The 25,480-nt window shown below is 67.0% G+C and carries 30 protein-coding genes; 13 read left to right on the forward strand and 17 right to left on the reverse strand.

Annotated elements, in window-relative coordinates:
• Positions 1 to 143 precede the first annotated feature (143 nt).
• The 3 genes from ASE61_RS08755 to ASE61_RS08765 are packed head-to-tail and all read left to right on the forward strand — an operon-like array spanning position 144 to position 2,180.
• On the forward strand, positions 144 to 695 hold the full coding sequence (locus ASE61_RS08755; protein ID WP_244492769.1) for a LemA family protein: 552 nt from the start codon (positions 144 to 146) through the stop codon (positions 693 to 695).
• A 49-nt stretch (positions 696 to 744) separates the two neighbouring features.
• On the forward strand, positions 745 to 1,575 hold the full coding sequence (locus ASE61_RS08760) for a TPM domain-containing protein (RefSeq protein ID WP_413813531.1): 831 nt from the start codon (positions 745 to 747) through the stop codon (positions 1,573 to 1,575).
• Positions 1,575 to 2,180, forward strand: coding sequence for a TPM domain-containing protein (locus ASE61_RS08765; protein ID WP_061966516.1), 606 nt, complete (start codon positions 1,575 to 1,577; stop codon positions 2,178 to 2,180). The genes ASE61_RS08760 and ASE61_RS08765 overlap by 1 nt, the downstream gene beginning before the upstream one ends.
• Before the next feature lie 18 nt (positions 2,181 to 2,198).
• Here the strand turns inward: ASE61_RS08765 and ASE61_RS08770 are convergent, their stop codons facing one another.
• From ASE61_RS08770 to acnA, 9 genes are all read right to left on the reverse strand, one after another.
• Positions 2,199 to 2,966 (reverse strand): DUF1223 domain-containing protein, encoded by a 768-nt coding sequence (locus ASE61_RS08770; RefSeq protein ID WP_061966517.1) that lies wholly within the window; start codon positions 2,964 to 2,966, stop codon positions 2,199 to 2,201.
• A gap of 68 nt (positions 2,967 to 3,034) precedes the next feature.
• Positions 3,035 to 4,015 (reverse strand): lipid A biosynthesis lauroyl acyltransferase, encoded by a 981-nt coding sequence (locus tag ASE61_RS08775; protein WP_413813530.1) that lies wholly within the window; start codon positions 4,013 to 4,015, stop codon positions 3,035 to 3,037.
• A 108-nt stretch (positions 4,016 to 4,123) separates the two neighbouring features.
• On the reverse strand, positions 4,124 to 5,146 hold the full coding sequence (locus ASE61_RS08780; protein WP_061966518.1) for a zinc-binding dehydrogenase: 1,023 nt from the start codon (positions 5,144 to 5,146) through the stop codon (positions 4,124 to 4,126).
• A gap of 28 nt (positions 5,147 to 5,174) precedes the next feature.
• Positions 5,175 to 5,921 (reverse strand): SDR family oxidoreductase, encoded by a 747-nt coding sequence (locus ASE61_RS08785; RefSeq protein WP_061966519.1) that lies wholly within the window; start codon positions 5,919 to 5,921, stop codon positions 5,175 to 5,177.
• On the reverse strand, positions 5,918 to 7,198 hold the full coding sequence (locus ASE61_RS08790; protein ID WP_061966520.1) for a beta-ketoacyl-ACP synthase: 1,281 nt from the start codon (positions 7,196 to 7,198) through the stop codon (positions 5,918 to 5,920). Before ASE61_RS08790 ends, ASE61_RS08785 begins: the two co-directional genes overlap by 4 nt.
• Positions 7,199 to 7,209: 11 nt before the next feature.
• On the reverse strand, positions 7,210 to 8,343 hold the full coding sequence (locus ASE61_RS08795; protein WP_061966521.1) for a beta-ketoacyl-ACP synthase: 1,134 nt from the start codon (positions 8,341 to 8,343) through the stop codon (positions 7,210 to 7,212).
• Entirely contained in the window at positions 8,340 to 8,804 is a 465-nt protein-coding gene (locus ASE61_RS08800) for a 3-hydroxyacyl-ACP dehydratase FabZ family protein (protein WP_061966522.1), read from the reverse strand. The genes ASE61_RS08795 and ASE61_RS08800 overlap by 4 nt, the downstream gene beginning before the upstream one ends.
• Before the next feature lie 128 nt (positions 8,805 to 8,932).
• Positions 8,933 to 9,214, reverse strand: coding sequence for an acyl carrier protein (locus ASE61_RS08805; RefSeq protein ID WP_047580420.1), 282 nt, complete (start codon positions 9,212 to 9,214; stop codon positions 8,933 to 8,935).
• A gap of 205 nt (positions 9,215 to 9,419) precedes the next feature.
• Positions 9,420 to 12,119, reverse strand: coding sequence for an aconitate hydratase AcnA (gene acnA / locus ASE61_RS08810; RefSeq protein WP_061966523.1), 2,700 nt, complete (start codon positions 12,117 to 12,119; stop codon positions 9,420 to 9,422).
• 235 nt (positions 12,120 to 12,354) lie between these two features.
• Here acnA and ccmA point away from each other — a divergent pair, with 235 nt between their 5' ends.
• Positions 12,355 to 12,978: a heme ABC exporter ATP-binding protein CcmA gene (ccmA, locus tag ASE61_RS08815; RefSeq protein ID WP_061966524.1), complete on the forward strand. Its 624-nt coding sequence runs from the start codon at positions 12,355 to 12,357 to the stop codon at positions 12,976 to 12,978.
• Positions 12,975 to 13,643 carry a heme exporter protein CcmB gene (gene ccmB, locus ASE61_RS08820; protein ID WP_061966525.1) on the forward strand — a complete coding sequence of 223 codons (669 nt, stop codon included), beginning with the start codon at positions 12,975 to 12,977 and terminating at the stop codon, positions 13,641 to 13,643. Before ccmA ends, ccmB begins: the two co-directional genes overlap by 4 nt.
• 5 nt (positions 13,644 to 13,648) lie before the next feature.
• Here ccmB and ASE61_RS08825 read toward each other — a convergent pair whose 3' ends face one another.
• A complete protein-coding gene (locus tag ASE61_RS08825; RefSeq protein WP_061966526.1) occupies positions 13,649 to 13,876 on the reverse strand; it encodes a hypothetical protein in 228 nt (75 codons plus the stop codon).
• A 201-nt stretch (positions 13,877 to 14,077) separates the two neighbouring features.
• On the opposite strand from ASE61_RS08825, the gene ASE61_RS08830 reads away from it, so the two are divergent.
• From ASE61_RS08830 to ASE61_RS08845, 4 genes are all read left to right on the forward strand, one after another.
• The gene (locus ASE61_RS08830) at positions 14,078 to 14,317 is read left to right on the forward strand and encodes a hypothetical protein (RefSeq protein WP_061966527.1); all 240 of its coding nucleotides are present in this window, start codon (positions 14,078 to 14,080) and stop codon (positions 14,315 to 14,317) included.
• Between the two features lie 109 nt (positions 14,318 to 14,426).
• Positions 14,427 to 15,188, forward strand: coding sequence for a heme ABC transporter permease (locus ASE61_RS08835; RefSeq protein ID WP_061966528.1), 762 nt, complete (start codon positions 14,427 to 14,429; stop codon positions 15,186 to 15,188).
• Complete coding sequence (gene ccmD, locus ASE61_RS08840; protein WP_061966529.1) at positions 15,185 to 15,370, forward strand: heme exporter protein CcmD; 186 nt, start codon at positions 15,185 to 15,187, stop codon at positions 15,368 to 15,370. The genes ASE61_RS08835 and ccmD overlap by 4 nt, the downstream gene beginning before the upstream one ends.
• Positions 15,367 to 15,960 carry a DsbE family thiol:disulfide interchange protein gene (locus tag ASE61_RS08845; RefSeq protein ID WP_061966530.1) on the forward strand — a complete coding sequence of 198 codons (594 nt, stop codon included), beginning with the start codon at positions 15,367 to 15,369 and terminating at the stop codon, positions 15,958 to 15,960. The genes ccmD and ASE61_RS08845 overlap by 4 nt, the downstream gene beginning before the upstream one ends.
• Positions 15,961 to 16,090: 130 nt before the next feature.
• Here ASE61_RS08845 and purQ read toward each other — a convergent pair whose 3' ends face one another.
• From purQ to purC, 4 genes are all read right to left on the reverse strand, one after another.
• On the reverse strand, positions 16,091 to 16,786 hold the full coding sequence (gene purQ / locus ASE61_RS08850) for a phosphoribosylformylglycinamidine synthase subunit PurQ (protein WP_061966531.1): 696 nt from the start codon (positions 16,784 to 16,786) through the stop codon (positions 16,091 to 16,093).
• Positions 16,787 to 16,789: 3 nt separating this feature from the next.
• Positions 16,790 to 17,032: a phosphoribosylformylglycinamidine synthase subunit PurS gene (purS, locus tag ASE61_RS08855; protein ID WP_061966532.1), complete on the reverse strand. Its 243-nt coding sequence runs from the start codon at positions 17,030 to 17,032 to the stop codon at positions 16,790 to 16,792.
• 84 nt (positions 17,033 to 17,116) lie between these two features.
• The gene (locus ASE61_RS08860) at positions 17,117 to 17,704 is read right to left on the reverse strand and encodes a hypothetical protein (RefSeq protein ID WP_061966533.1); all 588 of its coding nucleotides are present in this window, start codon (positions 17,702 to 17,704) and stop codon (positions 17,117 to 17,119) included.
• 41 nt (positions 17,705 to 17,745) lie between these two features.
• Positions 17,746 to 18,540 (reverse strand): phosphoribosylaminoimidazolesuccinocarboxamide synthase, encoded by a 795-nt coding sequence (purC, locus tag ASE61_RS08865; protein ID WP_061966534.1) that lies wholly within the window; start codon positions 18,538 to 18,540, stop codon positions 17,746 to 17,748.
• A gap of 315 nt (positions 18,541 to 18,855) precedes the next feature.
• Here purC and ASE61_RS08870 point away from each other — a divergent pair, with 315 nt between their 5' ends.
• Positions 18,856 to 19,179 (forward strand): DUF1476 domain-containing protein, encoded by a 324-nt coding sequence (locus ASE61_RS08870; protein ID WP_061966535.1) that lies wholly within the window; start codon positions 18,856 to 18,858, stop codon positions 19,177 to 19,179.
• 149 nt (positions 19,180 to 19,328) lie between these two features.
• Positions 19,329 to 20,108 (forward strand): HpcH/HpaI aldolase family protein, encoded by a 780-nt coding sequence (locus ASE61_RS08875; protein ID WP_061966536.1) that lies wholly within the window; start codon positions 19,329 to 19,331, stop codon positions 20,106 to 20,108.
• Positions 20,109 to 20,169: 61 nt separating this feature from the next.
• On the opposite strand, the gene ASE61_RS08880 is transcribed toward ASE61_RS08875, so the two are convergent.
• Entirely contained in the window at positions 20,170 to 20,814 is a 645-nt protein-coding gene (locus tag ASE61_RS08880; RefSeq protein WP_061966537.1) for a DNA-3-methyladenine glycosylase family protein, read from the reverse strand.
• Between the two features lie 85 nt (positions 20,815 to 20,899).
• Between ASE61_RS08880 and gluQRS the strand changes: the two genes are divergently transcribed.
• The gene (gluQRS, locus tag ASE61_RS08885) at positions 20,900 to 21,796 is read left to right on the forward strand and encodes a tRNA glutamyl-Q(34) synthetase GluQRS (RefSeq protein ID WP_061966538.1); all 897 of its coding nucleotides are present in this window, start codon (positions 20,900 to 20,902) and stop codon (positions 21,794 to 21,796) included.
• 5 nt (positions 21,797 to 21,801) lie between these two features.
• Here gluQRS and ASE61_RS08890 read toward each other — a convergent pair whose 3' ends face one another.
• The gene (locus ASE61_RS08890; protein WP_061966539.1) at positions 21,802 to 22,719 is read right to left on the reverse strand and encodes an AEC family transporter; all 918 of its coding nucleotides are present in this window, start codon (positions 22,717 to 22,719) and stop codon (positions 21,802 to 21,804) included.
• Positions 22,720 to 22,831: 112 nt separating this feature from the next.
• Positions 22,832 to 24,856, reverse strand: a complete 2,025-nt coding sequence (locus ASE61_RS08895; protein WP_082617318.1) for a M23 family metallopeptidase — start codon at positions 24,854 to 24,856, stop codon at positions 22,832 to 22,834.
• Between the two features lie 162 nt (positions 24,857 to 25,018).
• On the opposite strand from ASE61_RS08895, the gene ASE61_RS26980 reads away from it, so the two are divergent.
• Positions 25,019 to 25,480 (forward strand): hypothetical protein (locus tag ASE61_RS26980; RefSeq protein WP_210171884.1); only part of this gene is annotated, 462 nt, incomplete at its 3' end.

Here is a 25,480-nt window from a genome sequence, read left to right on the forward strand (position 1 = left end):
CCATTCGCCGCGACCTGACAGCTTGGATGGGCGGGCGCTGGCGGGTAAGGTCCGAATCGATTGTTCTGACGTTGCCAAAAGGGGTTTTCGGCATGTCTTTCGCGACCCATCTTCGCCGCCCGCTCGCCTGGCTTGTCCTCGGCATGTTCGGCCTCGTGCTCGCCGGCTGCGGCTACAACAACGTGCCGACGCTGGAGGAAAAGGCGAAAGCCGCCTGGTCGGAGGTGCAGAACCAGTATCAGCGCCGCGCCGACCTGATCCCGAATCTCGTCGAGACCGTAAAGGGTTATGCCGCGCAGGAGCGCGAGGTGCTGACCGCCGTGGTCGAGGCCCGCGCCAAGGCGAGCCAGGTCAAGGTCGATGCCTCGACCATCAACGACCCCGTGAAGTTCAAGGAATACCAGGACGCGCAGAACCAGCTCACCGGCGCGCTCGGGCGGCTGCTCGTCACGGTCGAGCGCTATCCCGAGCTGAAGTCCAACCAGAACTTCCTGGCCTTGCAGTCGCAGCTCGAAGGCACCGAGAACCGCGTCGCGGTGGCGCGGCGCGACTACATCCAGGCGGTGCAGGCCTTCAACACCGAAATCCGCACCTTCCCGGGCGTGATCTGGGCGAAGCTGTTCTGGGGCGCCAAGCCGATGGAGACCTTCACGGCGACCGCCGGCGCGGAGCGGCCGCCCGCGGTGAAGTTCTGAGAGCGGTGATCGGGCCGGCGTGATGTCGACAAGACCGTCATGCCCGGGCCTGACCCGGGCATCTCCTGCCAGGGATTCTCGGGTCGGCCCGGGAATGACGGCGGCGCGCGCCGTTGCAGCCCTGCTGCTTCTGCTCTGGAGCAGCCTCGCGCTCGCCGCGGAGCCGACCTACCCCGCCCTGACGGGGCGGGTCGTCGATGGCGCCAACCTGCTGGCACCGGACGTCCGGCAGCGAATCGAGGACAAGCTCAAGGCGCATGAGGACAAGACCTCCGACCAGGTCGTCGTCGCGACCGTGCCCTCGCTGCAGGACATCACCATCGAGGATTTCGCCAACGGCCTCTTCCGGCACTGGCAGCTCGGGGAAAAGGCGAAGAACAACGGCGCGCTGCTGATCGTCGCGCCGAAGGAACGCAAGGTCCGCATCGAGGTCGGCTACGGGCTGGAAGGGGCCCTGACCGATGCGCTCTCGAAGGTCATCATCACCATGGCGATCGCGCCGAAATTCAAGACCGGTGATTTCGCCGGGGGAATCGAGGCCGGGGTCGACGCCATCCTGACCATTCTCGCTGGAGATGCCGAGGAATGGCAGCGCCGCGCCGAGGTGCGCTCGGACGAGAGCACGCTGGGCGAGGATATCGCGGTGGTCATCGCGATGATCCTGATCTTCCTGTTCATCGTCGCCTTCCTGCGTGGCCTGAGCCGGCAGGGCGGCGCGCGCCGGCACCGTCTGCGCAACGGGCAGTGGGTGACGCTGCCACAGAGCACGGGCTGGAGCACCGGTTCGGGGTCCAGCTCGGGCTGGAGCGGCGGCGGAGGCGGCTGGAGCTCGGGCGGCGGCGGCTCGTCTGGCGGCGGCGGGGCTTCGGGAGACTGGTGATGGACGCAGCCGACAGGGACGCGATCGCGGAGGCCGTGCGCCGGGCCGAATTGCAGACGGCCGGCGAGATCGTCGTAGTGATCGACCGGGCGGCGTCCAGCTATCGCAATATCCCGGTGATGCTGGCGTTGACGCTGGCGCTGGTCGTGCCGTGGCCGCTCCTGTCGCTGACGGTGATGAGCGCGCAGCGGATTTTCCTGATCCAGTTGCTCTGCGCCGTCGGCCTGCTGGCGAGCCTGCTCTGGTATGGCCGCGGCGGGCGCTTCGTGCCCGGCTTCGTCAAGCGCGGGCGCGCGCATGATGTGGCGCTACGGGAGTTCACGGCGCGTGGCCTGACCCGGACGAAGGGGCGCACCGGCGTGCTGCTCTATATCGCCTTGCAGGAGCGCTATGCGGAGATCCTCGCCGATACCGGCATCGACGGGCTGGTTGAGAAGGATACCTGGCGCGGCATCATCGAACCCCTGCTCGCGGCGGCGCGGGAGGATCGATTGACCGAAGGGCTGATCGCGGCTGTCGGCTCGGTCGGGACGGTATTGGGGCAGCATGTGCCACCCGTGCCCGGCGATACGGACGAGCTCTCGAACAAGGTGATCCTGCTTTAGATCGCAGCGCGCAGAAGCTCAGCGCTCCGCCGGCCCCTTGGCGGCACCGAGGATCGCGCCGGGCATCATATGGCCGTACTTGCTGAGGCGCTCGGCCTGGACGATGACGACATAGCCGTCGGCCTCGGGTGCCTCGGTCGCCGAGAGCGGCGCGGTGACGGTCGTCTCCTTGCCGGTCCAGTCGCCGACGCGGACCATGCCACGCACGACATTGGCGTAGGACAGCGTGCGGCCCTGGTTCTCACCGCGCGCAATCGGCACGGCAGCCTGATGCGTGGTCGGCAACACCCAGATGCCGGCTGTGGCCTCGCTCTCGCCTCCGATCGGAGCGACCTGGATCTGGAGCGCGCCGTTCTCTTCCTTCAGGGCGATCCGGGCAGCGAACCCTGTCGCCGCGAACTGGCTCACAGCCTTTTCGATCTCGGCCCGCTCCGAGCCGATGGCATGGGCAGCGCCGTTGATGACGACCTGCGGGGTGTAGACCTGCCCGTCGCCACGGGCCTTGGCGTAGAACTTCTGGCGCTTGGCGAAGGAATCCTTGCCGAGCGTGTCCTTCCAGCCGAGATAGTCCCAATAGGTCACCGGCAGGGTGAGCGCGATCAGCTCGGGGTCCCTGGCCAGCTCGACGACGAGCGCATCGGCCGGCGGGCAGGATGAGCAGCCCTGGCTGGTGAAAAGCTCGATCACCGCCTTGGGAGGCTTCGCGGGCGTCTGCGCCTGGGCCGCCGCCATGCCGAGGGCAAGGGCTGCAACGGTCGCTGCGAGATGGCGCGGGCGAGGGGACATGATCAGGACTCTGCGGACGACTTCTTTTCCGGAGGTTACCAAAGCCCGCAATCCCGTCACGAGGGAAATCACGTTGCCTTGAAAACCGGCACGGTCGCGTGAGCGTGATCGAAGGCCTCGCGCGCGGCAGCCGAGATCATGTTGGGCCGCCAGCGGCGGTGCATCCAGAGCCATTGCTCGGGATATTCGCGCACCCAGCCCTCGACGACGGCCGTCATCATCGCCATCGCGCCCTGCACGTCGATCTCGCCATTGGCGTCGCGCGGCAGGTCGAGCGGCGGGGTCAGCTCCAGCCGGAAACGGTGGTTCGGCAGGCGGATGACGCGCACGCCATGGACGGGGCATTCGAAGCGCTTGGCGAATTTGCCCATGATCGGGTTGGTCAGGGCCGGGCGGCCGAAGAACGGAACAACCACGCCACGGGTGAAATGCTGGTCGATCAGCATGCCCAGATGGCCGCCATTCTCCAGCACGCCCTGCATGGCAAAGGCGGCGCCCTGCTTCGCGGCGGCAAGCCCACCCATCGCGCCCGAACGGATCTCGTGGACGACGGCGGCGATCGCCGGGTCGTTGGGAGCCCGGAAGACGGCGGTGGTTTCGAGGTCGTAGGCCTGGGCGCAGATCGCCGGCAGCTCCCAGTTGGCGAGATGGGTCGAGAAGATCAGGCCCGGCTTCTCGTCGTCCTTGAGCGTGATGAAGTGCTCGATGCCCTTGACCTCGACGCGCGAGGGCTTGTCGGGATTGTGGTAGTCGTAATCGAAGAGCGTCTTCAGATGGGCGTATTCGCCGGCGACGCGGCCGAGATTCTCCCAGGCGCCGCGCGCGATGCGCCTGACCTCGGCCTCGTCCTTCTCGGGGAAGGCTGCGCGGATATTGGCGAGTGCGACGCGGTTGACTGGGATCAGCGGGCTTGCGCTGCGCAGAAGCCAGCCGCCGAGATCGCTGGCGCGCTCGGGCCCGAGCAGGCGCAGGAAGCCGAACAGGGCGCGGATCACGCCGATCATCACCGCGGCGCCGGCGCGCGCGGCGATAGCCTTCAATCGTCTCAAGGTCGGTCCTGCGTGAAACGCCCGTGCCGAGAGCAAGACCGGGCCTAAAAAGGCGATCTGGGGCAGGAAGCCGCCCGCGTCAAGTCCTTGGCGGGAAACAGGTCCCGGTCAGAAGGCGATGACGACCTTGCCGAAGACCTTGCGGCCCTCGATCCGGGCAAGGCCCTTCTCGAATTCGGCGAGCGGGAAGACCGAGTCGATCACCGGCTTCATGCCGCCGGCCATCTTCTCCAGCGACTGGGCGATGTTCTCGATGCGGCAGCCGAAGGAGCCGGTGATGCGGTATTGCTGCTGGAAGAGCTGCATCAGGTTGATCGATGCCGAGGGGCCTGAGGTCGCACCGCAGGTGACGAGCCGGCCGCCGCGCTTCAGGCAGAGCAGCGAGCCGTTCCAGGTGTCGGCTCCAACGTGCTCGAACACGACATCGACGCCCTTGCGGCCGGTGAGCTTGCGCACGACGCCTTCGAAGCGGTCCTCGCGGTAGTTGATGACGTGATCGGCGCCGAGCGCCTTGGCCTTGGCGCCCTTCTCGTCGTCGCCGACCGTGGTGTAGACGGTGCAGCCGATCGCCTTGGCCATCAGGATCGCGGCGGTGCCGATGCCGGAGCCGCCGGCATGGACGAGAACCGACTCGCCGGGTTCCAGCCTGGCATTGTCGAAGAGCATGTGCTGGACCGTGCCGAAGCCGATCGGCGCGCAGGCGGCGTCCTCGAAGGAGACGCCCTTCGGCGCCTTGATGGTGAGGCGGGCGGGACGGTTCAGCAATTCGCGGGCGAAGCCGTCGATATGGAAGCCCATGATGCCGGCGACGTTCTCGCAGAGATTGTCGCGGCCTTCGCGGCAGGCCTTGCACTGGCCGCAGGTATCGGCGCCATAGGCGGTGACTGTGTCACCGGGCGCGAAGCCGGTCACGCCCTCGCCGACGCAGACGATCTCTCCGGCTGCCTCGACGCCTGCCGCCTGCGGCATCTTGCGCTTGGCGAAGGCCATGCCGCGGAAGCCCCAGAGGTCGAGATAGTTCAGGCCCACCGCCTTGATGCGGATCTGCACCTCGCCCGGAGCGGGCGGCGGCGGCGGCTCGATCTCTTCCAGGCGCAGGTCGCGATCGCCGTGGAGCTGGAGGGAACGCATCGGTTTTCGACCTTTCGGAACAATCTTGTCAGCGGTGTACGCCGAGCTGCGCCGTCACGCCGCCGTCGATCGGCAGCACGGTGCCGGTGATATAGGCGGCGGGCTCGCTCATCAGGAAGGCGGCGAGGCCGGCGACTTCTTCGGGTTTGGCGAAGCGGCCGGCCGGGATCTGCGCCTGCATCTTGTCGCGATAGGCGGCGTAGGGCGCCATCATGTCGGTATCGACGAAGCCCGGCGCGATCACGTTGACGGTGACGCCGCGCTTGCCGGTCTCGATCGCGAGCGTCTTGGCATAGGAGATCAGCGCGCCCTTGGAGGCTGCGTAAGCCGCATTGCCGGGATTGCCGCGCAAGGCCGCGACCGAGCCGATCGCGACGATGCGCCCGGTGCGGGCACGGATCATGGTACGCATCAGGCTCTTGGCGAGGCGGGTGAAGGCCCAGAAATTGACCTGCATCGCGGCTTCGGCCTTGTCCTGCACCATCATCGCGGCAAGCGAATCGTAGGGCTGGCCGGCATTGTGGACGAGGCCGAAATAGCTCTCGCCCTCGCGCGCCTCGCAGAAGGCGTCGAGTGCTTCCTTGTCGGAGAGGTCGAGCGGCAGCGCGACGATGCTGCGGCCGGGATGGCTCGCAGCAATCTCCTCTGCCAGCGCCTTCGCCTGGTCGGCAGAGGAGCGGAAGGTGAAATCGACATCATGGCCGGCCGCGGCCAGCGCACGCACGATCGCCGCGCCGACGCCCTTGGCGCCGCCAGTGACGAGGATTTTTGTCATGCAGCCTCCGGAGGCGCCGTCAGCACGAGGCAGGTGTTCTGGCCGCCGAAGCCGAAGGAGTTCGAGATGATCGTCCTCACCTTCGCCTTGCGGGCCTCGTTCGGCACGACGTCGAGCGCGATGGCCGGGTCCGGGTTCACGTAGTTGATCGTCGGCGGGATCGTGCCGTTGGCGATGGTCATGAAGGAGATCACCGCCTCGACCGCACCGGCCGCCGTCAGCGTATGGCCGATCATCGACTTGTTCGAGGAGATCGGCAGGCTCGCCATGCGCTCGCCGAAGACGGCGGCGCAGCTCATCGCCTCCATCTTGTCGTTCTCGGGCGTCGAGGTGCCGTGGGCGTTGATGTAGTCGACATCGTCGGGCGTCAGCCCGGCATCGGCCAGCGCGTCCTGCATGGCGAGGATCGCAGGCTTGCCGTCCGGGCTCGAGCGGGTGCGGTGGAAGCCGTCGCCACGCTCGCCGCAGCCGGCGACGATGCCGAGGATGGTCGCGCCGCGCGCCAGCGCATGGTCGTAATCCTCCAGCACCAGGGCGCCTGCGCCCTCGCCCATGACGAAGCCGTCGCGGCCCTTGGAGAAAGGCTTGGCAGCGCCTTCCGGCGGGTCGTTCTGGGTCGACAGCGCCGAGAGCAGCGAGAAGCGGATCAGCGCCTCGGCATGGATCGAGCCGTCGGTGCCGATGCAGAGGGCGGCCTGGGTATCGCCCCGGCGGATCGCCTCGACGCCCATCTGGATCGCGGTCGCGCCCGAGGAGCAGGCGGTCGAGAGCGAGATCGGCGAACCCCTGGTGCCGAAACGGTCGGCAATATGGTCGGCGACGCCGCCGAAGACGAAGAGCTCGTGCATCGCCCGGAACTGGCCGGTCGCGGCGGTGCGCAGGAGGCCGTCATAATCGGCTTCGCCCGAGGTGGCCCGGGCCATCTCCTGCTTCTGCGGCCACTCCATCTCGACCGGCGGCACCGCCATGAAGAGCTCGCCGGGGAAATCGCCTTCCGTGCCGATGCCGCTCTGGCCGACGGCTTCCTCGGCCGCCAGCGTCGCGAGCTTCTCGGAGAGCTGGGGGGCTGTGAACGGGCCGTCGAACAGGAAATCCACGGTGCCGCCGATGCTGGTCTTCAGCCCCTCGGTCGGGAAGCGATCGATGCGGTGAATGCCGGATTTTCCTGATGTCAGAGCCTGCCAGTTGGTGTCCTTGCCCTGGCCGAGCGAGGTGACGACACCCAGCCCGGTGACGGCGACGAGCGGACGGCCCTTGGCGTCGCGATGCGTGGTCATGGCTTCAACCCTCACGCTTGAACGAGATGCGCGGCGCCTTCGCCGCGCCAATGGCCGGCGCCGGTGACGATCGCCTCCCCGGCCTGCCCGACTGACAGCGCGATCGCGGCGAGCGCCACCGAAACCGGGAAGGCCGCCTCGACGCCGTGTCCGACCAGATCGCCGGCCGCGATGCGCTTCGCGGCTGGAGCGGCTGCGGCGATGGCCGCGGCTTCCTCGCCCGTGATCCCGGCGCAGCCGGTGGCGGCGGAGATGGCCAGCGCATCGCCGGCAATCGGGCCGAAGCCGGCCAGCAAGCCGTTCAGGGCGGTCTCGACGGTGCCGGCGGCACGGCGGCTGCGGGCGGCGCCGGCATGGCTCAGTTTCGCATAGGCCCTGGCGCTCCGCGCTGCGGCGCGCTCGGCCGATTCGAGAACGAGGAAGGCGCCGGCGCTGCCGGTGATCAGGCCTGGCGCGCTTTCGCGCTCGAAGACCGGCTTGAAGTCGTCGCGGTGCAGATAACCGCCGAGCTCGAAGAGCAGCAGCATGTCGCGGCGCTCGGCATTGTAGGCGCCGCCGACCAGCATCAGGTCGGACTGGCCCGACGCGATGCGGGCATGGGCCGTGCGGATCGCGTCGACGCCGGCCTGCTCCTCGCCCATGAAGGTGCGGGACGGACCGGTGATGCCGTGGACGATGCCGATATTGCCGGCGAGCAGGTTGGAGAGCTGGGCCAGGAAGAGCGTCGGCCGGAGATCGCTCATCAGGCGCTCGTTGAGGAAGGCGCCCGGCTCGCCCGCACCGCGCAACCCTTCCAGGATGGTCGCATCGACGGCATGGTCGCGCTCGCCGCCGCCGGCGGCGACGATGACCTGCAGGGCACTCTTCGCCTCGGTGTCGTCCTTCAGTCCGGCGGAATCGAGAGCGAGGCCGGCCGCGTAGACGCCGAGCCGCTGCCAGGGCTCCATCTGGCGCTGGTCGGATTTCTTCGGGATCTGCCTGTCCAGCTCCAGTGCAGCAAGCGGATGGACCGGATAGGGCTTGAAGCCTTCGGTATCGATGACCGGCGGGCCGCCTGCCGCGAGCGCGGCGGCATGCGTCTCGATGCCCTCGCCGAGGCTGGAGACGATGCCGATGCCGGTGATCACCACATCGCGGCGGTTCATGGGGCAGGCTCCGGCGTCAGGCCGATTGTCTCGATGCGGCTGAGCATCAGCGCGCGCATATCGGCGGGGAAAGGCATCAGGCGGAAGCGCAGCTCGGCATCGCATATCGGCTTGCCTGCGCTGGTCAGCTTCACCTTGGTCGCGGCGTAGCCGGAACCTTCGATCACCAGCTCGGCGCTGGTCTCCAGCTCGGTACGGGGCTCGACGAAGGTGCGGAAGCGCGCCTTGTCGACCGTCATCAGGAACGGCATCTGCGAGAGGCCGTTGAGGCCGAGCAGGAGATAGCCCGAGGCCTGCGCCATGGTCTCGGTCAAGAGCACGCCGGGCACCAGCGGGTGACCGGGGAAATGACCCTCGAAGACCGGGCTCTCGGCGGGGACGGTGGAGCGCGTCACGATGCGCTTCTGCGACGGATCGAAGGTCACGACCCTGTCGATCATGTCGAAATATTCGAGGCGCATGCGATCCTTGGCCTGATGAGCGCCAGAACGGCGCAAGGCCGCGGCACGGATCGGGTGATCCGCGCGACGGCCCCTATGCTCTATCGGGAGCGAAGCGCCGGCTCAAGTCCGGCGGTTCGGCGCAGGCGTCACGCCTTCTTGGCGGCGACGAGGTCGTCGATGCGCTTGCAGAGATTCTCGAGCACGAAATACTGCTCGGCCGGAGCCTTGCCCTCGTTGACTTCCTGCGTCCACTGCTCGAGCGGGAGCTTGATGCCGAAGGCCTTGTCGATCGCGAAGGCGATGTCGAGGAAGGCCAGCGAATCGATGCCGAGATCTTCGATCGCGTGGCTCTGCGGCGTGATCTTCTCCCGCGGAATATCGCAGGTTTCGGAAATGATGCCGGCGACCGTCTCGAACGTGGCGGACATGCTGCGGGTGCTCCCGTCTGGTATCGGTGATGGCGGACGACATCCGAGCGCGGGATATCGCCCTGCGCCTGCCCCAAGTCGCCACCGAGGATGACTGAACCGCCCCCTTACACTGCGGCGGGCGCGAGGACAACCAGGAGGCGTCCCCCATGCATCATGGCCGGCTTGCGCCGGCCATGACCTGTCTCGTTGCTGCGTTTCCGACTTACGCGGCGAGGCCGCGCAGCACGTAATGCAGGATGCCGGCATTCTTGTAGTAGTCGATCTCGTCCAGCGTATCGATGCGGCAGAGGATCGGCACCTTCTTCACCGAGCCGTCGGCATAGGTGATCTCGGCTTCCATCATCTGGCGCGGCTTGACGTTGGCGAGGCCGTGGATGGTGACCATCTCGTCGCCCTTCAGGTCGAGCGAGGCCCAGCTCGTGCCCTCCTGCAGGGTGAAGGGAACGACGCCCATGCCGACCAGGTTCGAGCGGTGGATGCGCTCGAAGCTCTGGGCGATCACGGCCTTGACGCCGAGCAGGTTGGTGCCCTTGGCCGCCCAGTCGCGCGAGGAGCCGTTGCCGTATTCGACGCCGGCGAAGATCACCAGCGGCACCTTCTCCGCCTGGTACTTCATCGCCGCGTCGTAGATCGGCAGCTCTTCCTTGGTCGGATAATGGATGGTGTAGCCGCCCTCGCGGCCGTTCGGGCCGAGCATGTGGTTGCGGATGCGGATATTGGCGAAGGTGCCCCGCATCATCACCTCATGGTTGCCGCGGCGCGTGCCGTACTGGTTGAAGTCGGCGACCGCAACGCCATGCTCGGTGAGATAGGCGCCGGCCGGCGAGGCCGCCTTGATCGAACCGGCCGGCGAGATGTGGTCGGTGGTGATCTTGTCGCCGAAGAGGCCGAGGATGCGCGCGCCCTTGATGTCGGTGATCGCGTCCGGCTTCCGGTGCATCCCCTGGAAATAGGGCGGGTTCTGCACATAGGTCGAATCGTCGTCCCAGGCATAGGTCTCCGAGGTCGGTGCATTCACCGCCTGCCAGTGCTGATCGCCCTTGAAGACGTCGGCATACTTGGCCTCGAAGATGGCGCGGGTGACGTTCTGCTGGATGAAGCTCTGGATCTCCTTGTTGGAGGGCCAGATGTCCTTCAGGTAGACGTCCTTGCCGTCCGAGCCCGTGCCGATCGGCTGCGTCGTCAGGTCCATCTGGACCGAGCCGGCGAGCGCATAGGCGACGACCAGCGGCGGCGAGGCCAGGTAGTTCGCCTGCACGTCCGGCGAGACGCGGCCTTCGAAGTTGCGGTTGCCGGAAATGACGGCGCCCGCGATCAGGCCCTTCTCGTTGATCGTCTTCGAGATCGGTGCCGGCAGCGGGCCGGAATTGCCGATGCAGGTGGTGCAGCCGAAGCCGACCAGGTTGAAGCCGAGCTTGTCGAGATCGCTCTGCAGGCCCGACTTGGCGAGATATTCGGCGACGACCTGCGAACCGGGCGCCAGCGAGGTCTTCACCCAGGGCTTGACCTTGAGGCCCTTGGCGACCGCGTTGCGGGCGAGCAGGCCCGCCGCCATCAGCACCGAGGGGTTCGAGGTGTTGGTGCAGGAGGTGATCGCCGCGATGACGACGTCACCATGGCCGAGATCGAAATCCTCGCCCTCGACCTCGACGCGGCGCGAAAGCTCGGCGCCCTTCTTGTACTCGGTGTCCATCGCGGCAGCGAAGCCGGCCTTGACGCCGGAGAGATCGACGCGGCCTTCCGGACGCTTCGGGCCGGCCATCGAGGGCTGGACCGAGGAGAGATCAAGCTCCAACGTGTCGGTGAAGACCGGATCCGGCGTCTCGCGGGTCGCAAAGAGGCCTTGCGCCTTGCTGTAGGCCTCGACCAGGGCGATGCGGTCGGACTTGCGGCCGGTGGTGGTGAGATAATCCAGCGTCTCGGCATCGACCGGGAAGAAGCCGCAGGTCGCGCCGTATTCCGGGCCCATGTTGGCGATGGTGGCGCGGTCGGCCAGCGTCAGGTTGTAGAGGCCGGGGCCGAAGAACTCGACGAACTTGCCGACGACGCCCTTCTTGCGCAGCATCTGCGTGACGGTGAGCACGAGGTCGGTCGCGGTGATGCCTTCCTTGAGCGAGCCGGTCAGCTTGAAGCCGATGACTTCCGGCAGCAGCATCGACTGCGGCTGGCCGAGCATGGCGGCCTCGGCCTCGATGCCGCCGACGCCCCAGCCGAGGACAGCCAGGCCGTTGACCATGGTGGTGTGCGAGTCGGTGCCGACGACCGTGTCGGGATAGGCGACCTCGACCTCGGCGCCGTCGATCGTCTCAGCCCTCGTCCAGACGGTCTGGGCGAGGTATTCGAGATTGACCTGGTGGCAGATGCCGGTGCCGGGCGGGACGACGCGGAAATTGTCGAAGGCGCCCTGGCCCCACTTGAGAAACTTGTAGCGCTCGGCGTTGCGCTCGTATTCGAGCTCGACGTTCTGCGCGAGGGCCTTCGGCGTGCCGAACTCGTCGACGATGACCGAGTGGTCGATGACGAGATCGACGGGAACGAGCGGGTTGATCTTCTGGGCGTCGCCGCCGAGCGCCTTGACGCCGTCGCGCATCGCGGCGAGGTCGACCACGGCGGGAACGCCGGTGAAGTCCTGCATCAGCACGCGGGCCGGGCGAAAGCCGATTTCCTTGCCGGCGGTGCCCTTGTCGTCGAGCCAGGCGACGAAGCCTTCGATATCGGCCTTGGTGACCGAGCGGCCGTCCTCGAAGCGCAGCAGGTTCTCGAGCAGCACCTTCATCGAGAAGGGCAGCTTCGAGATGCCGGCGAGGCCGTTCTTCTCGGCATCGGGCAGGGAGTAATAGGTGTAGGTCTTGCCGCCGGCGGTGAGCGTCTTGCGGGCTTTGAATGAGTCGAGCGAGGCCATTCGGGCTTGATCCTGATCAAGGGGTTGCGGTCGCGACCGACATGTCTTCAAGGGATACTGCCCTTGCGGACGATGCCGTTCGAAGGCCTAATGCGCATGACGCGCGCGCCGCCTCGGGAGTGCCCGAGCCCCGCGCCGGATCGGCGTGCGGCGTAGCCGCGGGTTCTATAGAGCAATTCCAAGAAGCGCGCTAGATGAACGAAATGAGCTCGAACGCATCTGCGGCAGCGCTGGCTTGAAACCCGCCTCCTTCCCACCGACCAGCCTTCACGCCGAAGATCTCGCCTGCCGCCGCGGCGGCCGATTGATCTTCGAAGGCTTGAGCTTTGTGCTTCGCCCCGGCGAGGCGATCGCGCTGACCGGCCGCAACGGCGCCGGCAAGTCGAGCCTGATCGCCATGCTTTGCGGGCGGCTGAGGCCTGATGGCGGCCGTATCCGATTGACCGGCTCGGAGGATGAGGCCGATCTCGCCGAGCTTTCGCATCTCGTCGGCCATCGCGACGGGCTCAAGACGGCGCTGACGGCGCGCGAGAATCTCGCCTTCGCACAGGATGTGCTCGGTGACGCCGCGGCGACGCCGGACGAAGCCTTGGCGGTGGTTGGGCTGGGCCATGCGGCGGAATTGCCGGCCGGCTATCTCTCGGCCGGGCAGCGGCGGCGCGTCGCGCTGGCGCGGCTTCTGGTGTCGCGCCGGCCCTATTGGTTGCTCGACGAGCCGCTTTCGGCGCTCGACACGGCTTCGCAGGCGATGGTCGCCGGGCTGATGCGCGATCATCTCGCCGAGGGCGGTGCGATCCTGGCGGCCACCCATGGTCCGCTCGGGATCGAGGGTGCGCGCGAAGTCAGGATCGGGCCATGAGGCGCGCTTTCCTGGCGATCCTGAAGCGCGATCTTGCCGTTGCGAGCCGGGCCGGCGGTGGTGGCGAGCTGGCGCTCGTCTTCTTCCTGACAATGGTCGTGCTTGTGCCGTTCGCGCTCGGGCCCGATCTCAACCTGCTCTCGCGCATCGGCCCGGCGATCCTTTGGCTGGGGGCGCTTTTGTCTGTCCTCATCGGGCTCGATCGGCTGTTCCAGAGCGACGAGGAGGACGGTTCGCTCGACCTGATCCGGGCTTCCGCCCTGCCGCTCGAACTCGCCGTGCTGGCCAAGGGGCTGGCGCATTGGCTGACGACGGGCCTGCCTCTGGCGCTGGTCTCACCATTGCTCGGTCTGTTGGTGGCGTTGCCGGGCGAGGGTGTGTTGCCGCTCGTCGCAACACTGCTGGTCGGCACGCCGGCCTTGAGTTTCATCGGGGCGGGCGGAGCGGCACTTGCCGCGAGCCTCAGGCGAGGCGGGCTGATCGTGCCTGTGCTGGTCGCGCCCTTGACGGTGCCGGTCCTGATCTTCGGCGTCTCCGCCGCCAATGCGGCTGTGGGGGGCACCGTGCCCTTCCTGACGCCGTTCCTGATCCTGTGCGCGATCTCGCTGGGGGCGATCGTGGTGGGCACGGTGGCTGCGGCGGCAGCTCTAAGATCGGCCGAATAGGCGGCTCAGTCGCGCTGGGGTGCCTGCGGCGCAAACTCGATCGGGTAGCCGCATTGGGTCGCGAATTTGGCGACGGATACCGCGATATCCTCAAGTGCGACGTTCCGCTCGACAAACGCGCGGCGGATTTCCTCGGCGGTGGCGTTGACGTCAAGGACGAGCACCTCGTCGATTTTGCTGCGCACCTTCGTCTCGACGGCGCGCTGCATGTCCTCCGACAGCTTGATCAACATGGTCGATCCTCCTGCAGGCAAGCTAGCGCGGCGTGCTGCCGAAAGCAATGCGGATTCGATAAATAAGCGAATTAATTCAATAGTTTAGCAAGATAATAAATTGCAGGAACTGCCGCTGATGACGGCACCGGCGCAGGCTCTTGCATCCCAGTCCCAGGCGCTGTTATCGTCACTTACTCATTTTGATGTGGTTGCAACAAAATGCCATCCGAAGAACGGGGCGAACGCCTCCAGATCATGCTCAACCAGGACGAGTTGCGGGCCCTGGAAAACTGGCGATTCGACAAGCGCATGCCGAGTCGGGCGGCGGCCGTGCGCGAGCTTCTGCGGCGGGGTCTGGCGGCCGAGGGGTTCGATCTGGCCGGCGAAGGCATCCGGTCCAAGCAGTTCGGTATCGTCGACAAGGGCGGCGCGGATGCCTCGGCAGACGAGGATGCCTAGCCGAAGCGTGATTGTCGCATCCCTCAAGCATGCATTGCTTGGAACCCGTCGAGATTGCTAAAGCTGCGCTCATGGCGCTCAAGCCCCCGCAATTGACATCGCCGGCATCATGGCCAGCCTGATCGACCTCGCCAATCCGACGCGCTTCATGCGTTTCTCGGCCGTGGTGCTGCCGTGGCTTGCCGCCATCGCAACGCTGCTGATCGTCGCGGGCCTGTATCTCGCTTGGTTCAAGGCGCCTGCCGATTACCAGCAGGGCGAGACCATTCGCATCATGTTCATCCATGTGCCGGCCGCCTGGCTCGCGATGATGTTCTATTCGATGATGGCGCTCTCGGCGCTCGGCACGCTGGTCTGGCGCCATCCCCTCGCCGATGTCGCGCAGAAGGCGGCGGCGCCGATCGGGGCCTGCTTCGCGCTGGTCTGCTTGGTTACCGGCGCGCTCTGGGGCAAGCCGATGTGGGGCACCTACTGGGTCTGGGATGCGCGGCTGACATCGATGCTCGTGCTGTTGCTGATCTATCTCGGCCTGATCGCGCTCTGGCGGGTGCTGGACGAGCCTTCGCGGGCGGCGCGGGCTGTCGCCATCCTGACGCTGATCGGCTTCGTCAACGTGCCGATCATCAAGTTCTCCGTCGACTGGTGGAACACGCTGCACCAGCCGGCCTCGGTGCTGCGCATGGGCGGGCCGACGATCCATCCCGCGATGCTCTGGCCGCTCCTGATCCTGGCGGTCGGCTTCACGCTGATGGCGCTGTCGCTGCACATGGTCGCGATGCGCGCCGAAATCATGCGCCGGCGCGTGCGGACGCTGACGATCCTTGAGGCCGAGCGGCTCGACCGGCTGGCGGCGCAGGGAGTGCCGGCATGAGCGGTTTTCTCGACGGAATTGGGCCGCATGCCGGCTTCATCCTGGCGTCCTATGGCGCGGCCGCGCTCGTTCTCGCCGGGCTGACGCTGGCGATCCTGCGCGACCACGCCGCCCAGAAGCGGGCGCTCGATGCGCTGGAGCGTCGCGGCGCCGGCCGCCGTTCGGGCCGGGAGGCGGTATGAGCCAGATCGAAACTGCGCCGCCGCGGCGTTCGCCGCTGGTCTTCCTCGCGCCGCTGATCATTTTCGGGCTTCTGGCCGTCGTCTTCGGCATCGGGCTGTTCACCGGCGACAAGAGCAAGGTGCCCTCCGCCCTGATCGGACGCATCGCACCGACGATCGCGCTCGCGCCGTTGGAGGGGCTCCAACGGGACGGCAAGCCCGTGCCAGCCTTCGGCAATGCCGATCTCGCAGAGGGAAAGGCGACGCTGGTCAATGTCTGGGCGAGCTGGTGCGCGCCCTGCCGGGTCGAGCATCCCGTATTGATGGGCCTCGCCGAAACCGATGCGGTGAAGCAGGGCAAGGTCGCGCTGGTCGGAATGAACTACAAGGACGAAGCCGAGAATGCGCGCCGTTTCCTCGGCGCGCTCGGCAATCCGTTCTCGGCGGTCGGCGCAGACCGGGCCGGGCGCGGCGCGATCGAATGGGGCGTCTACGGCGTGCCCGAGACCTTCGTCATCGGGCCGGACGGCCATATCCTGGAAAAGCATGTCGGCCCGCTCGACCAGGCGGCGGCGAGCCGGCTGTTGCAGCGGGCGCTGAAGGCGCGCTGATCAGTGCGTCAAGCTCGGGCTTGGCCCGGGCATCTCATGCCGAAAAGGGCGATTTATCCTGACAGAGATTCTCGGGTCTGCGCTTCGCTTCGCCTGAGAATGACGTGCGTGTTCCCGCACGCCGCTTTCTTCAGGCCGCTTTGCGGCTGCCGACGAGGCTCTGGAACAGGCCGCGCCCATCCGTGCCGCCGACCAGCGAATCGATCAGGTTTTCCGGGTGCGGCATCAGGCCGAGCACGTTGAAGCCGGGCGAGTAGATGCCGGCGATGTTGTTGAGCGAGCCGTTCGGGTTCGCTGCCGGGGTCACGTTGCCCTGCTCATCCGCATAGCGGAAGGCGACGAGGCCCTCGCCTTCGAGGCGCGCGAGCGTCTCGGCATCGGCGATGTAGTTGCCTTCGCCATGGGCGATGCAGACATCGATCGCCTGGCCCTTGGCATAGGCGCTGGTATAGGGCGTGTCGTTGCGCTCGACCCTGAGGTGCTGGCGCTTGCAGACGAATTTCAGATGGGCGTTGCGCACGAGGATGCCGGGCAGGAGCCCCGCTTCGCAGGCGATCTGGAAGCCGTTGCAGATCCCCAGCACATAGCCGCCGCGGGCGGCATGGGCGCGGGTCGCGTCCATGATATGGGCGCGGCCGGCGATGGCGCCGGTGCGCAGATAGTCGCCATAGGAGAAGCCGCCCGGCAGCACGACGAGGTCGGTCCCATCGGGCAGTTCGGTATCGCCGTGCCAGACATGATTGACCTCGGCGCCGGCCTGCTTCAGCGCTTTGGCGACGTCGCCGTCACGGTTGGAGCCGGGGAAGGTGATGACGGCGGCTTTCATCGCTCAGGCTCCGATCTCGACGCGGTAGTTCTCGATCACGGTGTTGGCGAGGAGTTTTTCGCAGGCGGCCTTGAGGGCGGCTTCTGCTGCGGCCTTGTCCGAGCCCGAGAGCTCGATGTCGAAGACCTTGCCCTGGCGCACCGACTCGACGCCGGCGATGTCGAGCGACTTGAGCGCGCCCTCGATCGCCTTGCCCTGCGGATCGAGCACGCCGTTCTTCAGGGTGACGGTGACGCGGGCTTTCATGGGGTTCTCCGGGCGCGGGCTTTATCGGGGTGCTTTAGAGGCGAATCGGGGCGGGCTCAACCGTTTCCCGCGGTTTCACGTGAATCAGCGGCTGCGCCAAGCGGCCTGGGCATCGCGACGAGCGGCCTCGGCCGTCTCGCTCACCGCAAGGGCCAGGACGAGACGGTCGCTTTCGCGGCCATAGATGATCGCGGTCACCGCCTGGCGATCCGTCCTGTCGAGCGAGCGGATCGTGACGAGAACGCCCTTGGCTTCGGTCGAATCGATGCGGGCGACATCGGTCGCGCTGCGGGCTTCCGGTTTCGCGTCCGGCTTCTTCTTCTGCTTGCGCTGCGCCTTGCGGCGCTCGGCCGCCTTTGCTGCCGCCAAGCGGGCGAAGGCCTGCCCGAGGCTCGCCGGGCTTTCCGAGAGGGCCTTTTCCATGTCGCGGGCCTGGTCGCCTCCGATGGCGATCACCGCGGCGAAGCCTTGCCGCGTGCAGCTCTCGCGCGGGCAGAACACCATCGAGCGGGCTTCGAGCCCGTCGTTCAGCACCCAGGAGCCGATCGGCAGGGGCTCCCAGCCCTGCGAGGCCGGCAAATCGGCGATGCCCGGCCCGAAATGATGCGAGCAGGCGCCAAGCAGGAGGCTGCCGGCGAAGGCAAGAGCCACGACATGAAAACGGGAGCGCATGCGCTCCCGTTTCATTCGCAATCGTGGCTGTGCGATGGCGCTCACTGCACCAGGCGCGGGCCGGCCGGACCGGGGTTCTCGTTCTCGCCGAGAATGCCGAGGCGGCGGGCGACCTCGGAATAGGCCTCGATCAGGCCGCCCATGTCGCGGCGGAAGCGGTCCTTGTCCATCTTGTCCTTGGACTTGATGTCCCAGAGCCGGCAGGAATCGGGGCTGATCTCGTCGGCGACGACGATGCGCATCATCTCGCCTTCCCAGAGGCGGCCCGTCTCCATCTTGAAGTCGACGAGGCGGATGCCGGCGCCCAAGAACAGGCCGGAGAGGAAGTCGTTGACGCGGATGGCGAGCGCCATGATGTCGTCGATCTCCTGCGGCGTCGCCCAGCCGAAGGCGGTGATGTGCTCTTCCGAGACCATCGGGTCGCTGAGCGCGTCGTTCTTGTAGTAGAACTCGATGATCGAGCGCGGCAGCTGCGTGCCTTCCTCGAGCCCGAGGCGCGTCGCCAGCGAACCGGCGGCGATGTTGCGCACGACGACCTCGAGCGGGATGATCTCGACCTCGCGGATGAGCTGCTCGCGCATGTTCAGCCGGCGGATGAAATGCGTGGGCACGCCGATATCGTTGAGATTCGAGAAGATGTGCTCGGAGATGCGGTTGTTGAGCACGCCCTTGCCGTCGATCACTTCATGCTTCTTGGCATTGAAGGCGGTGGCGTCATCCTTGAAATGCTGGATCAGCGTACCGGGCTCGGGTCCTTCATAGAGGACCTTCGCCTTGCCTTCGTAAATGCGACGGCGGCGATTCATGGGTATGTACCGTGGCTTGAGGAAATCCAAAGGTCGGCCCTTCTCTGGACGCGATGGGGTCGCGGCGGGATCTGGCCCCTGTTCTGTTCTTGCCGGCGCCGTCGGCCTGTCGGACTCGTCGGGTGCGAATCCAGCGGCGGCAACGGTGCCGGTTGCGTGCGGAAACACCGGAGGTGGCCCCGCGCCTGCTATATGGAGCCTCCGCGCCGCAAACGCAACAAACCGGCATTTGCGTGCCTGCGGACGCTTAAAGACCGCTGAAGACACGGATCGAGGCTGGCCCTCGCTCGACCGGCGACCTATATGATTGAACGGTATTTCCCCAGACGAGGACATGGACGCCGCATGACGACCTTCGACCAGCGCAAGGACGCCTACGAGAACAAGTTCGCCCATGACGAGGAGCTGCGCTTCAAGGCGACCGCCCGGCGCAACAAGCTGCTCGGGCTCTGGGCTGCCGAGAAGCTCGCCAAGAGCGGCGCGGATGCCGAAGCCTATGCCAAGTCGGTCGTCGTGGCCGATTTCGAGGAGGCCGGCGACGAGGACGTGGTGCGCAAGGTCAAGAACGACTTCGCGCTCGCCGGGATCACCGTCGCGGATACCGAGATCCGCACCGTGATGACCGAGCTCTTGATCAAGGCGGCCGACGACATCCAGGCCGGTCGGTAAGTTACACCTGCCGGGCGCATCCCGGTTGACGCAGGACGTCTCTGAAACGGGCGCATGGGCGCCCGTTTGCTTTTCCGGCTCCGCACTGGTCAACCTTGCGTCGATGGCCGCGACGTCCGAAGCGCGGCTTCGAACCGGATGAACGCACCATGGCCAAGCCCACCGTCCTGTCCTCCCTTGCCGATCGCTTCGCCAAAGGGGACAGCATCGTCTCGGCCTGGTGCGGCCTGCCGGACCCCTCCGTCTCGGCGACGCTCGCGCAGGAGGATTTCGATACGATCACGCTCGACATGCAGCACGGGCCGATCACGCTGGCCGAGGTCATCCGGGCGATTCCGCTGATCAACGCTGCCGGCAAGCCGGTGGTGGCCCGCATCCCGGTCGGCGAGTTCCAGAACGTCTCGAAGCTGTTCGACAGCGGCGTCTCCGGCGTCATCGCGCCGATGATCAACACGATGGAGGATGCCCGCCGCTTCGCCGCCTATGCCAAGTATCCGCCGATGGGCGAGCGGAGCTGGGGCAGCTACGGGGGCCTGAGCGCCTCCGGCCTCGACCAGAACAGCTATCTGAAGGAAGCGAATCGCTTCTCGCTGACCTTCGCGATGATCGAGACCCGCGAGGCGATGGCGATCGTCGACGACATCCTGGCGCTTGACGGCATCGACGCGCTGTTCGTCGGGCCGTCGGACCTGTCGATCGCCCTCTCGGGCGGGGCGAAGGTCGATGCCACGGCGCGCGAGGTCGATGAAGCGCTCAAGCATGTCGTCGCCCGCGCCTCCGCCGTGAACAAGCCGGTCGCCTTCTATTGCGCGACGGCGGAGCGCGCCAAGCAGGGGCTCGCCATGGGCGCGCGCATGGTCACGGTGATGAGCGATTCGTCGATGCTGCGCGCCGCCGCACAGACGGCGCTGAAGATCACGCGGAGTTGATCCCGGATCTCCGCTTCGCCCCGTCCGGGATGACCCGCGTTTCCACGCGAGGGCGTGATGCTCAGGCGTTGATGCCCTCGCGGCGCTTCAGCAGGGCATAATCCGCCCAGAGCAGCCGCGCCGCGACGCCGCGCCAGGGGCGCCAGGCCTCCGCCATCGCCTGAAGCTCGGCCGGTTTCGGGCGAGCGCTCAGACCGAAGGCGTGGCGGGCGGCTTCCTGGATGGCGAGATCGCCGGCGGCGAAGCCGTCGCGATGTCCGAGGCAGAACAGCAGATAGACATCGGCAGTCCAGGGACCGATGCCCGAGATCGCTGTCATCTGCGCATGGACCTCCTCCGGAGAGGCGTGGTCGAGCGCCTCGAAGGCGAAGCGGCGCTCGACCAGGGCGTTCGCCAGCGCGAGCAGGGTCCGCTGCTTCGGCCGCGACAGGCCGGAGAGGCGCATATCGTCATCCGTCGCGACCAGCACGCGCTCCGGCGTCAGCGGCACGAAGACCGCGGCAAAGCGGTTCCAGACGGCCCGTGCGCTGGCGACCGACAATTGCTGCGAGACGATGATCGCGGCGAGGCCGGCAAAGCCGCCTTCGCGCAGTCTCAGCGGCGGCAGGCCGGTGCGCGCGACGATCGGCTGCCAGTCCGGGTGGAGGGCGACCAGCGCGGCCATCCCTTCCTCGAGATCGGCATTGGATGTGATTCTCTCGATCATGGTCCCGGTATCGATGGCAGAGGCGACGGGTTTCGTCAGCAGGGAGCGGCTTGGCGCAGGTGCGCGCAATCCCTAGACAGGAGAGATGGCGTCCGCTCCACCCGATTCCAGCCGGCCGGTTTTCCGCTTCGCCCCGAGCCCGAACGGGCGCCTCCATCTCGGCCATGCGCTGTCGGCCCTGACCAACGAGGCGATGGCCCATCGCTTCTGCGGGCGCCTGCTGTTGCGGATCGAGGATATCGACCTGACGCGGTGCCGGCCGGAATTCGTCGAGGGGATCGAGACGGACCTGGAATGGCTCGGCATCCGGTTCGAGCCCGGCTTCCGCAGGCAATCCGCGCATTTCGACGATTATGCCGGAGCGCTGGCCAGTCTGCGCCAGCGTGGACTGATCTACCCGTGCTTCTGCTCCCGGCAGGAGATCCGCAACGCGGTCGTGGCCCGGGAAGCGGTCACCGGACGGCCCTGGCCGGTCGATTCCGATGGCGCGCCGCTCTACCCCGATCTCTGCAAGGTGCTCGGTCCGGGCGAGGCGGAGCGGCGTATCGCGGCCGGGGAGCCGCATGTGTTGCGCCTCGACATGGCGGCGGCGATCGCCGCGGCGGGGAGATCATTGGGCTATACGGTGTTCGATGCGGATGACGCCCGGCACGTTGTCCAGATCGCGCCGGAACGCTGGGGCGACGTGGTGCTCGCCCGCAAGGACGTACCGACAAGCTATCATCTGGCCGTCACCGTCGATGATGCCTTGCAGGGCGTGACCCATGTCGTGCGTGGCCGCGATCTGGAAGCGGCGACGGATGTCCACGTCCTGCTGCAGCACCTGCTTGGCCTGCCGACTCCGCTCTATCACTTCCATCGCCTGCTGCTCGACGATGACGGGCAGAAGCTCGCCAAGAGCCGGGATTCGCAAAGCCTCGCGGCGCTCCGAGACGATGGCGTCACCGCGGTGGAAATCCGCCGGCAGCTCGGCTTCGCCTGAAGAATTCAGCCGACGCCGAGGAAAGTCAGCCAGGCCGCGGTGGTGAACAGCGAAAGCAGGGTCGAGAGCGTGATCGCGCTCGATGCATCGGCCACGCCCTGCCGGTAGCGCTCGGCGAAGAGATAGGCGTTGATCCCGCAGGGGCAGGCGGCGAACAGCACGGCGACCCCGGACCAGTGGACCGGCATCTCGAAGACCCATGTCGCCAGCCAATAGACCAGGAGCGGATGCAGGCCGAGCTTCAGCCCGCTCAGCACTGTCGGCAGGGCGAGCCCCGATTCGAGACCGTAGCGGCGCATGGCGATGCCCAGGCTGATGAGCGCGCAGGGTACGGCGGCGCCGGCGAGCAGGTCGACCAGCGTCCAGACCGGCGTGGGAATGAAGGCGACGATCGGGCGCACCGCCGAGCCCAGGATGATGCCGATGATGATCGGATGGGTGAAGAGGCGCTTGATCAGTAGCGGGATCGAGGCCGAGCGTCCCTCCGCCAGCAAGGTCGCTGCCGTCATCGTGACCGGCAGATGGACGGCGAGCAGCAGGCCGAGCGGCACGGCGCCAGCATCGCCATAGGCCTTCAGGATCATCGGCACGCCGACGAAGACGGTGTTCGACTGCGCGGCGGCAAAGCCGGAAACGACAAGCTCAGGCCCTTTGCGGGCAAAGAACCGGGAGGCGATGACCATGGCCAGCGCCCAGACCACGGCGAGGCCGGCGAAATAGGCGACCCAGTAGCCCCATGGCTGGGTCAGGGGAATGTCGGCCTTGGCGAGCGTGCGGAACAGCAGGCAGGGCACGGCGAGGACGAAGACGAAATCCGACAGGCCCTCGCCCGTGGTCTCGCGGAGGAGCTTCGTCCAGCGCGCGAGATAGCCGAGGCCGATCAGCCCGAAGACGGGCAGGACGACGAGGAGGGAAGCGACCATGGCTTCGGAACTCGCGCGATAGAGGAATGCCTGCTTCCGCGGTGTCCGCTTGCGCGCGCGCTGTCAAGCTACCGAAGCGCAGCGGGCGGCGGAATGCCCTGCCGTCATGCGCTCAACGCAATTGAGCGAGCGTGCCGCCGGCTTTCTCGATCAGGCTGCGGATCTCATCGCGCTGGCGCTTGAACTCGACCAGGGTCGGGCCTTGCAATTCGCGTCCGCGCGGGACGCGGATCTTCATCGGGTTGACGAAGTTGCCGTTGACCAGGACCTCGTAATGCAGGTGCGGACCGGTGGAGAGGCCGGTGGTGCCGATATAGCCGATCACCTGGCCCTGGCGGACCTTGGCGCCCGGCACGATGCCGGCCGCGAAGTTCGATTGATGCGAATAGGTGGTGACATAGCCGTTGGCGTGCTGGATCTCGGTATGCTTGCCGTAGCCGGAGGACCAGCCGGCCTTGAGCACAGTGCCGTTGCCGGCGGCAAGAATCGGCGTGCCGATCCGGTTCGCCCAGTCGATGCCGGTATGCATCTTCGAATAGCGCATGATCGGGTGGTAGCGCATGCCGAAGCCGGAGCGCAGCTCGCCATCGGCGACCGGCTTGCGCAGCAGGAACTTCTTGAGCGATTTGCCCTCGTCGTCGAAATACTCGATCAGCCCGTCATCGGGCGCCTGGTAGCGGAAGACCCGGCGCGCCTCGCCATTGACGGTCAGGGTCGCGGACAGGATCTCGGCGCGCTCGCCTTCGTCCTCCTCGGTGAAGATCACCTCCAGATTGTCGCCGCCATGGACGCGCTGCTGGAAATCGAGATCGTAGGAGAAGATGCGGACGAGCTCGTCGACCAGCGGCCGCGGCAGGTCGTGGCGCGCGCCGGTCTCGTAGAGGCTCTCATAGAGGCGAGCGCCGCCGGAACCCTCGTCCTCGTCGCCGTCCTCGGTATTGCGCCGCTGCGGCTTCTGCGGACCGACCACATCCTGGCGCGGCAGGTCGACCGGCACGAAGGCGCCCTTGTCGTTCATCGCGATCGTGCTGTCGGGCTGGCCGTTGCTGAGCAGCGAGATGCGCATGATCTGGCGGGAATCGCCGGGGCGAGGGCCCGGCGCGTAGAGCACCTGCAAGACCTGGCCATCGGGCAGGGCCGAGGTGCGGACCTTGCCGCCGAAGGCGGTGATCATCGCGCGGATCTGCTCGGGGGCGACGCCGGCGCCGCGCATCACCTGTTCGAAATTCTCGCCGCGCTTGGCCATCAGCAGCTTGTCCTCGACGAGGGGCTCGCGCGAGGCCGGGATCGGCGTCTTCGGTGCGTTGGTCAGGTTCTCCGGGACGACGCGGACCTCGATCCCCGAGAAGCGGGTATCGGTCGCCGGAGCATAAGCTAGGAGGTCGGTGCCCGGCGCCGCCGCACCGGTCAGCGTCCGGCTGAGCATCAATTGCGGCGGAATCGGCAGCGCACGCTGGCGACCGGAATTCGCCATGTTGGCGCGCTCTTCCTCGATCTGGGAGATCACTTCGGCATCGCTGAGCTGTGGCTTGCCGGAGGGCAGGGTCAGATCGTCGAGGTCGCGCTTGACGATGGTGACGTCGGCATCCGGCATGTCCTGGGCCGGCTCGGCATAGCGCTCCTCGGGCTGCCCGCCCTCGGCGAAGAGGCGCAGCGGGTTGAAGGGCGGGATATTGGAAGCGTAGACGCCGGTCGTGAGCGACAGATTGGAAGCGAGGCGGACGAAGGGCCGGACGCGGATGACCTCGCGGTCGCCGGTCCGCTGGGACATCGGCGCCCGCATGGCATGGCGCGCCGACATGACCGGCTGGTCGGTGACCAGCTTGTCGGCCTTGCGGGCCCCGCCGCCATCGCCCGCGGCCGAGGATGCGCGGATGGCGACCGTCTCGGGCTGCTCGGGATAGCTGGTGTCGCCGCGCATCGCCACGAGGATCGCAGCGCCGAGCAGGGCTGCGCCGCAGGAGCCGACGAGGGCGCAGGCAAAAAGCCAGCGCAGCGAGACGCCGCGACGGTCGAGCGGCTGCTGGCGCGAGTCGCCGGGCTGGATCGGCGGCTCGATGCCGAGATCGACCAGCAGGGCCGCCGCCTCGGGGGCAAGCGGCTCGACCGGCTGTGCGAACTCGGGATGGGCGTTCATATCGTGGCGGCTGCTTCTTGCGGGCTGTCTCGAGACCTTGGTGGCAACTCCGCACAGCGAAGGCGCCCTGAGCGCGTCCTGACGAAAGCGCGCCAGGACCATGCCCGCGCCGGAAGCCGGAATCAATCCGCTCGGTCGTGGACGATCTCCTCTGCGGAGAGATTGCGGCTGTTTTGGGAAACGGCCTGTGCGGCCTTCGCGGCATCCCGCACGACGGTTGCGCGCGCATGCCCGCACGTACTGATATACCGGCTTTCCAAGCGCTGGCTCATCGATCGGAAAGGGCAAGGCGAGCGAGGCGGGACATCCAGGCTTCTCGATCCCCCGGTCCTTGCCTGGCAAAATCTGCGCGCCCCGACAGCGGCAGAGCAAGTCAGCTGCGGCGGGCAAAGCCAAGCCCGGCGCCGAACCCGTCCAAAACCTCAGGAAACAGGCTCTCCAGGCGGGTTTTGGCAGCCTCCGGAAAAAGAAACGCGCTTCGTCAAAAAAACTTCATCGAGCGTGTTGACTTCCAATCCGGGCCTGGCCTATAAACCGGCCATCGAGACGGCGCCGCCGCTGAGCGGCGCCTCTTCTGCGCTTCCTAAGGACGCTGAGGCTGATGCCGGTTCGCCGGACGGGTTT

The organism is Allobosea sp. Root670 (genome assembly GCF_001429415.1).
Classification (GTDB): domain Bacteria; phylum Pseudomonadota; class Alphaproteobacteria; order Rhizobiales; family Beijerinckiaceae; genus Allobosea; species Allobosea robiniae.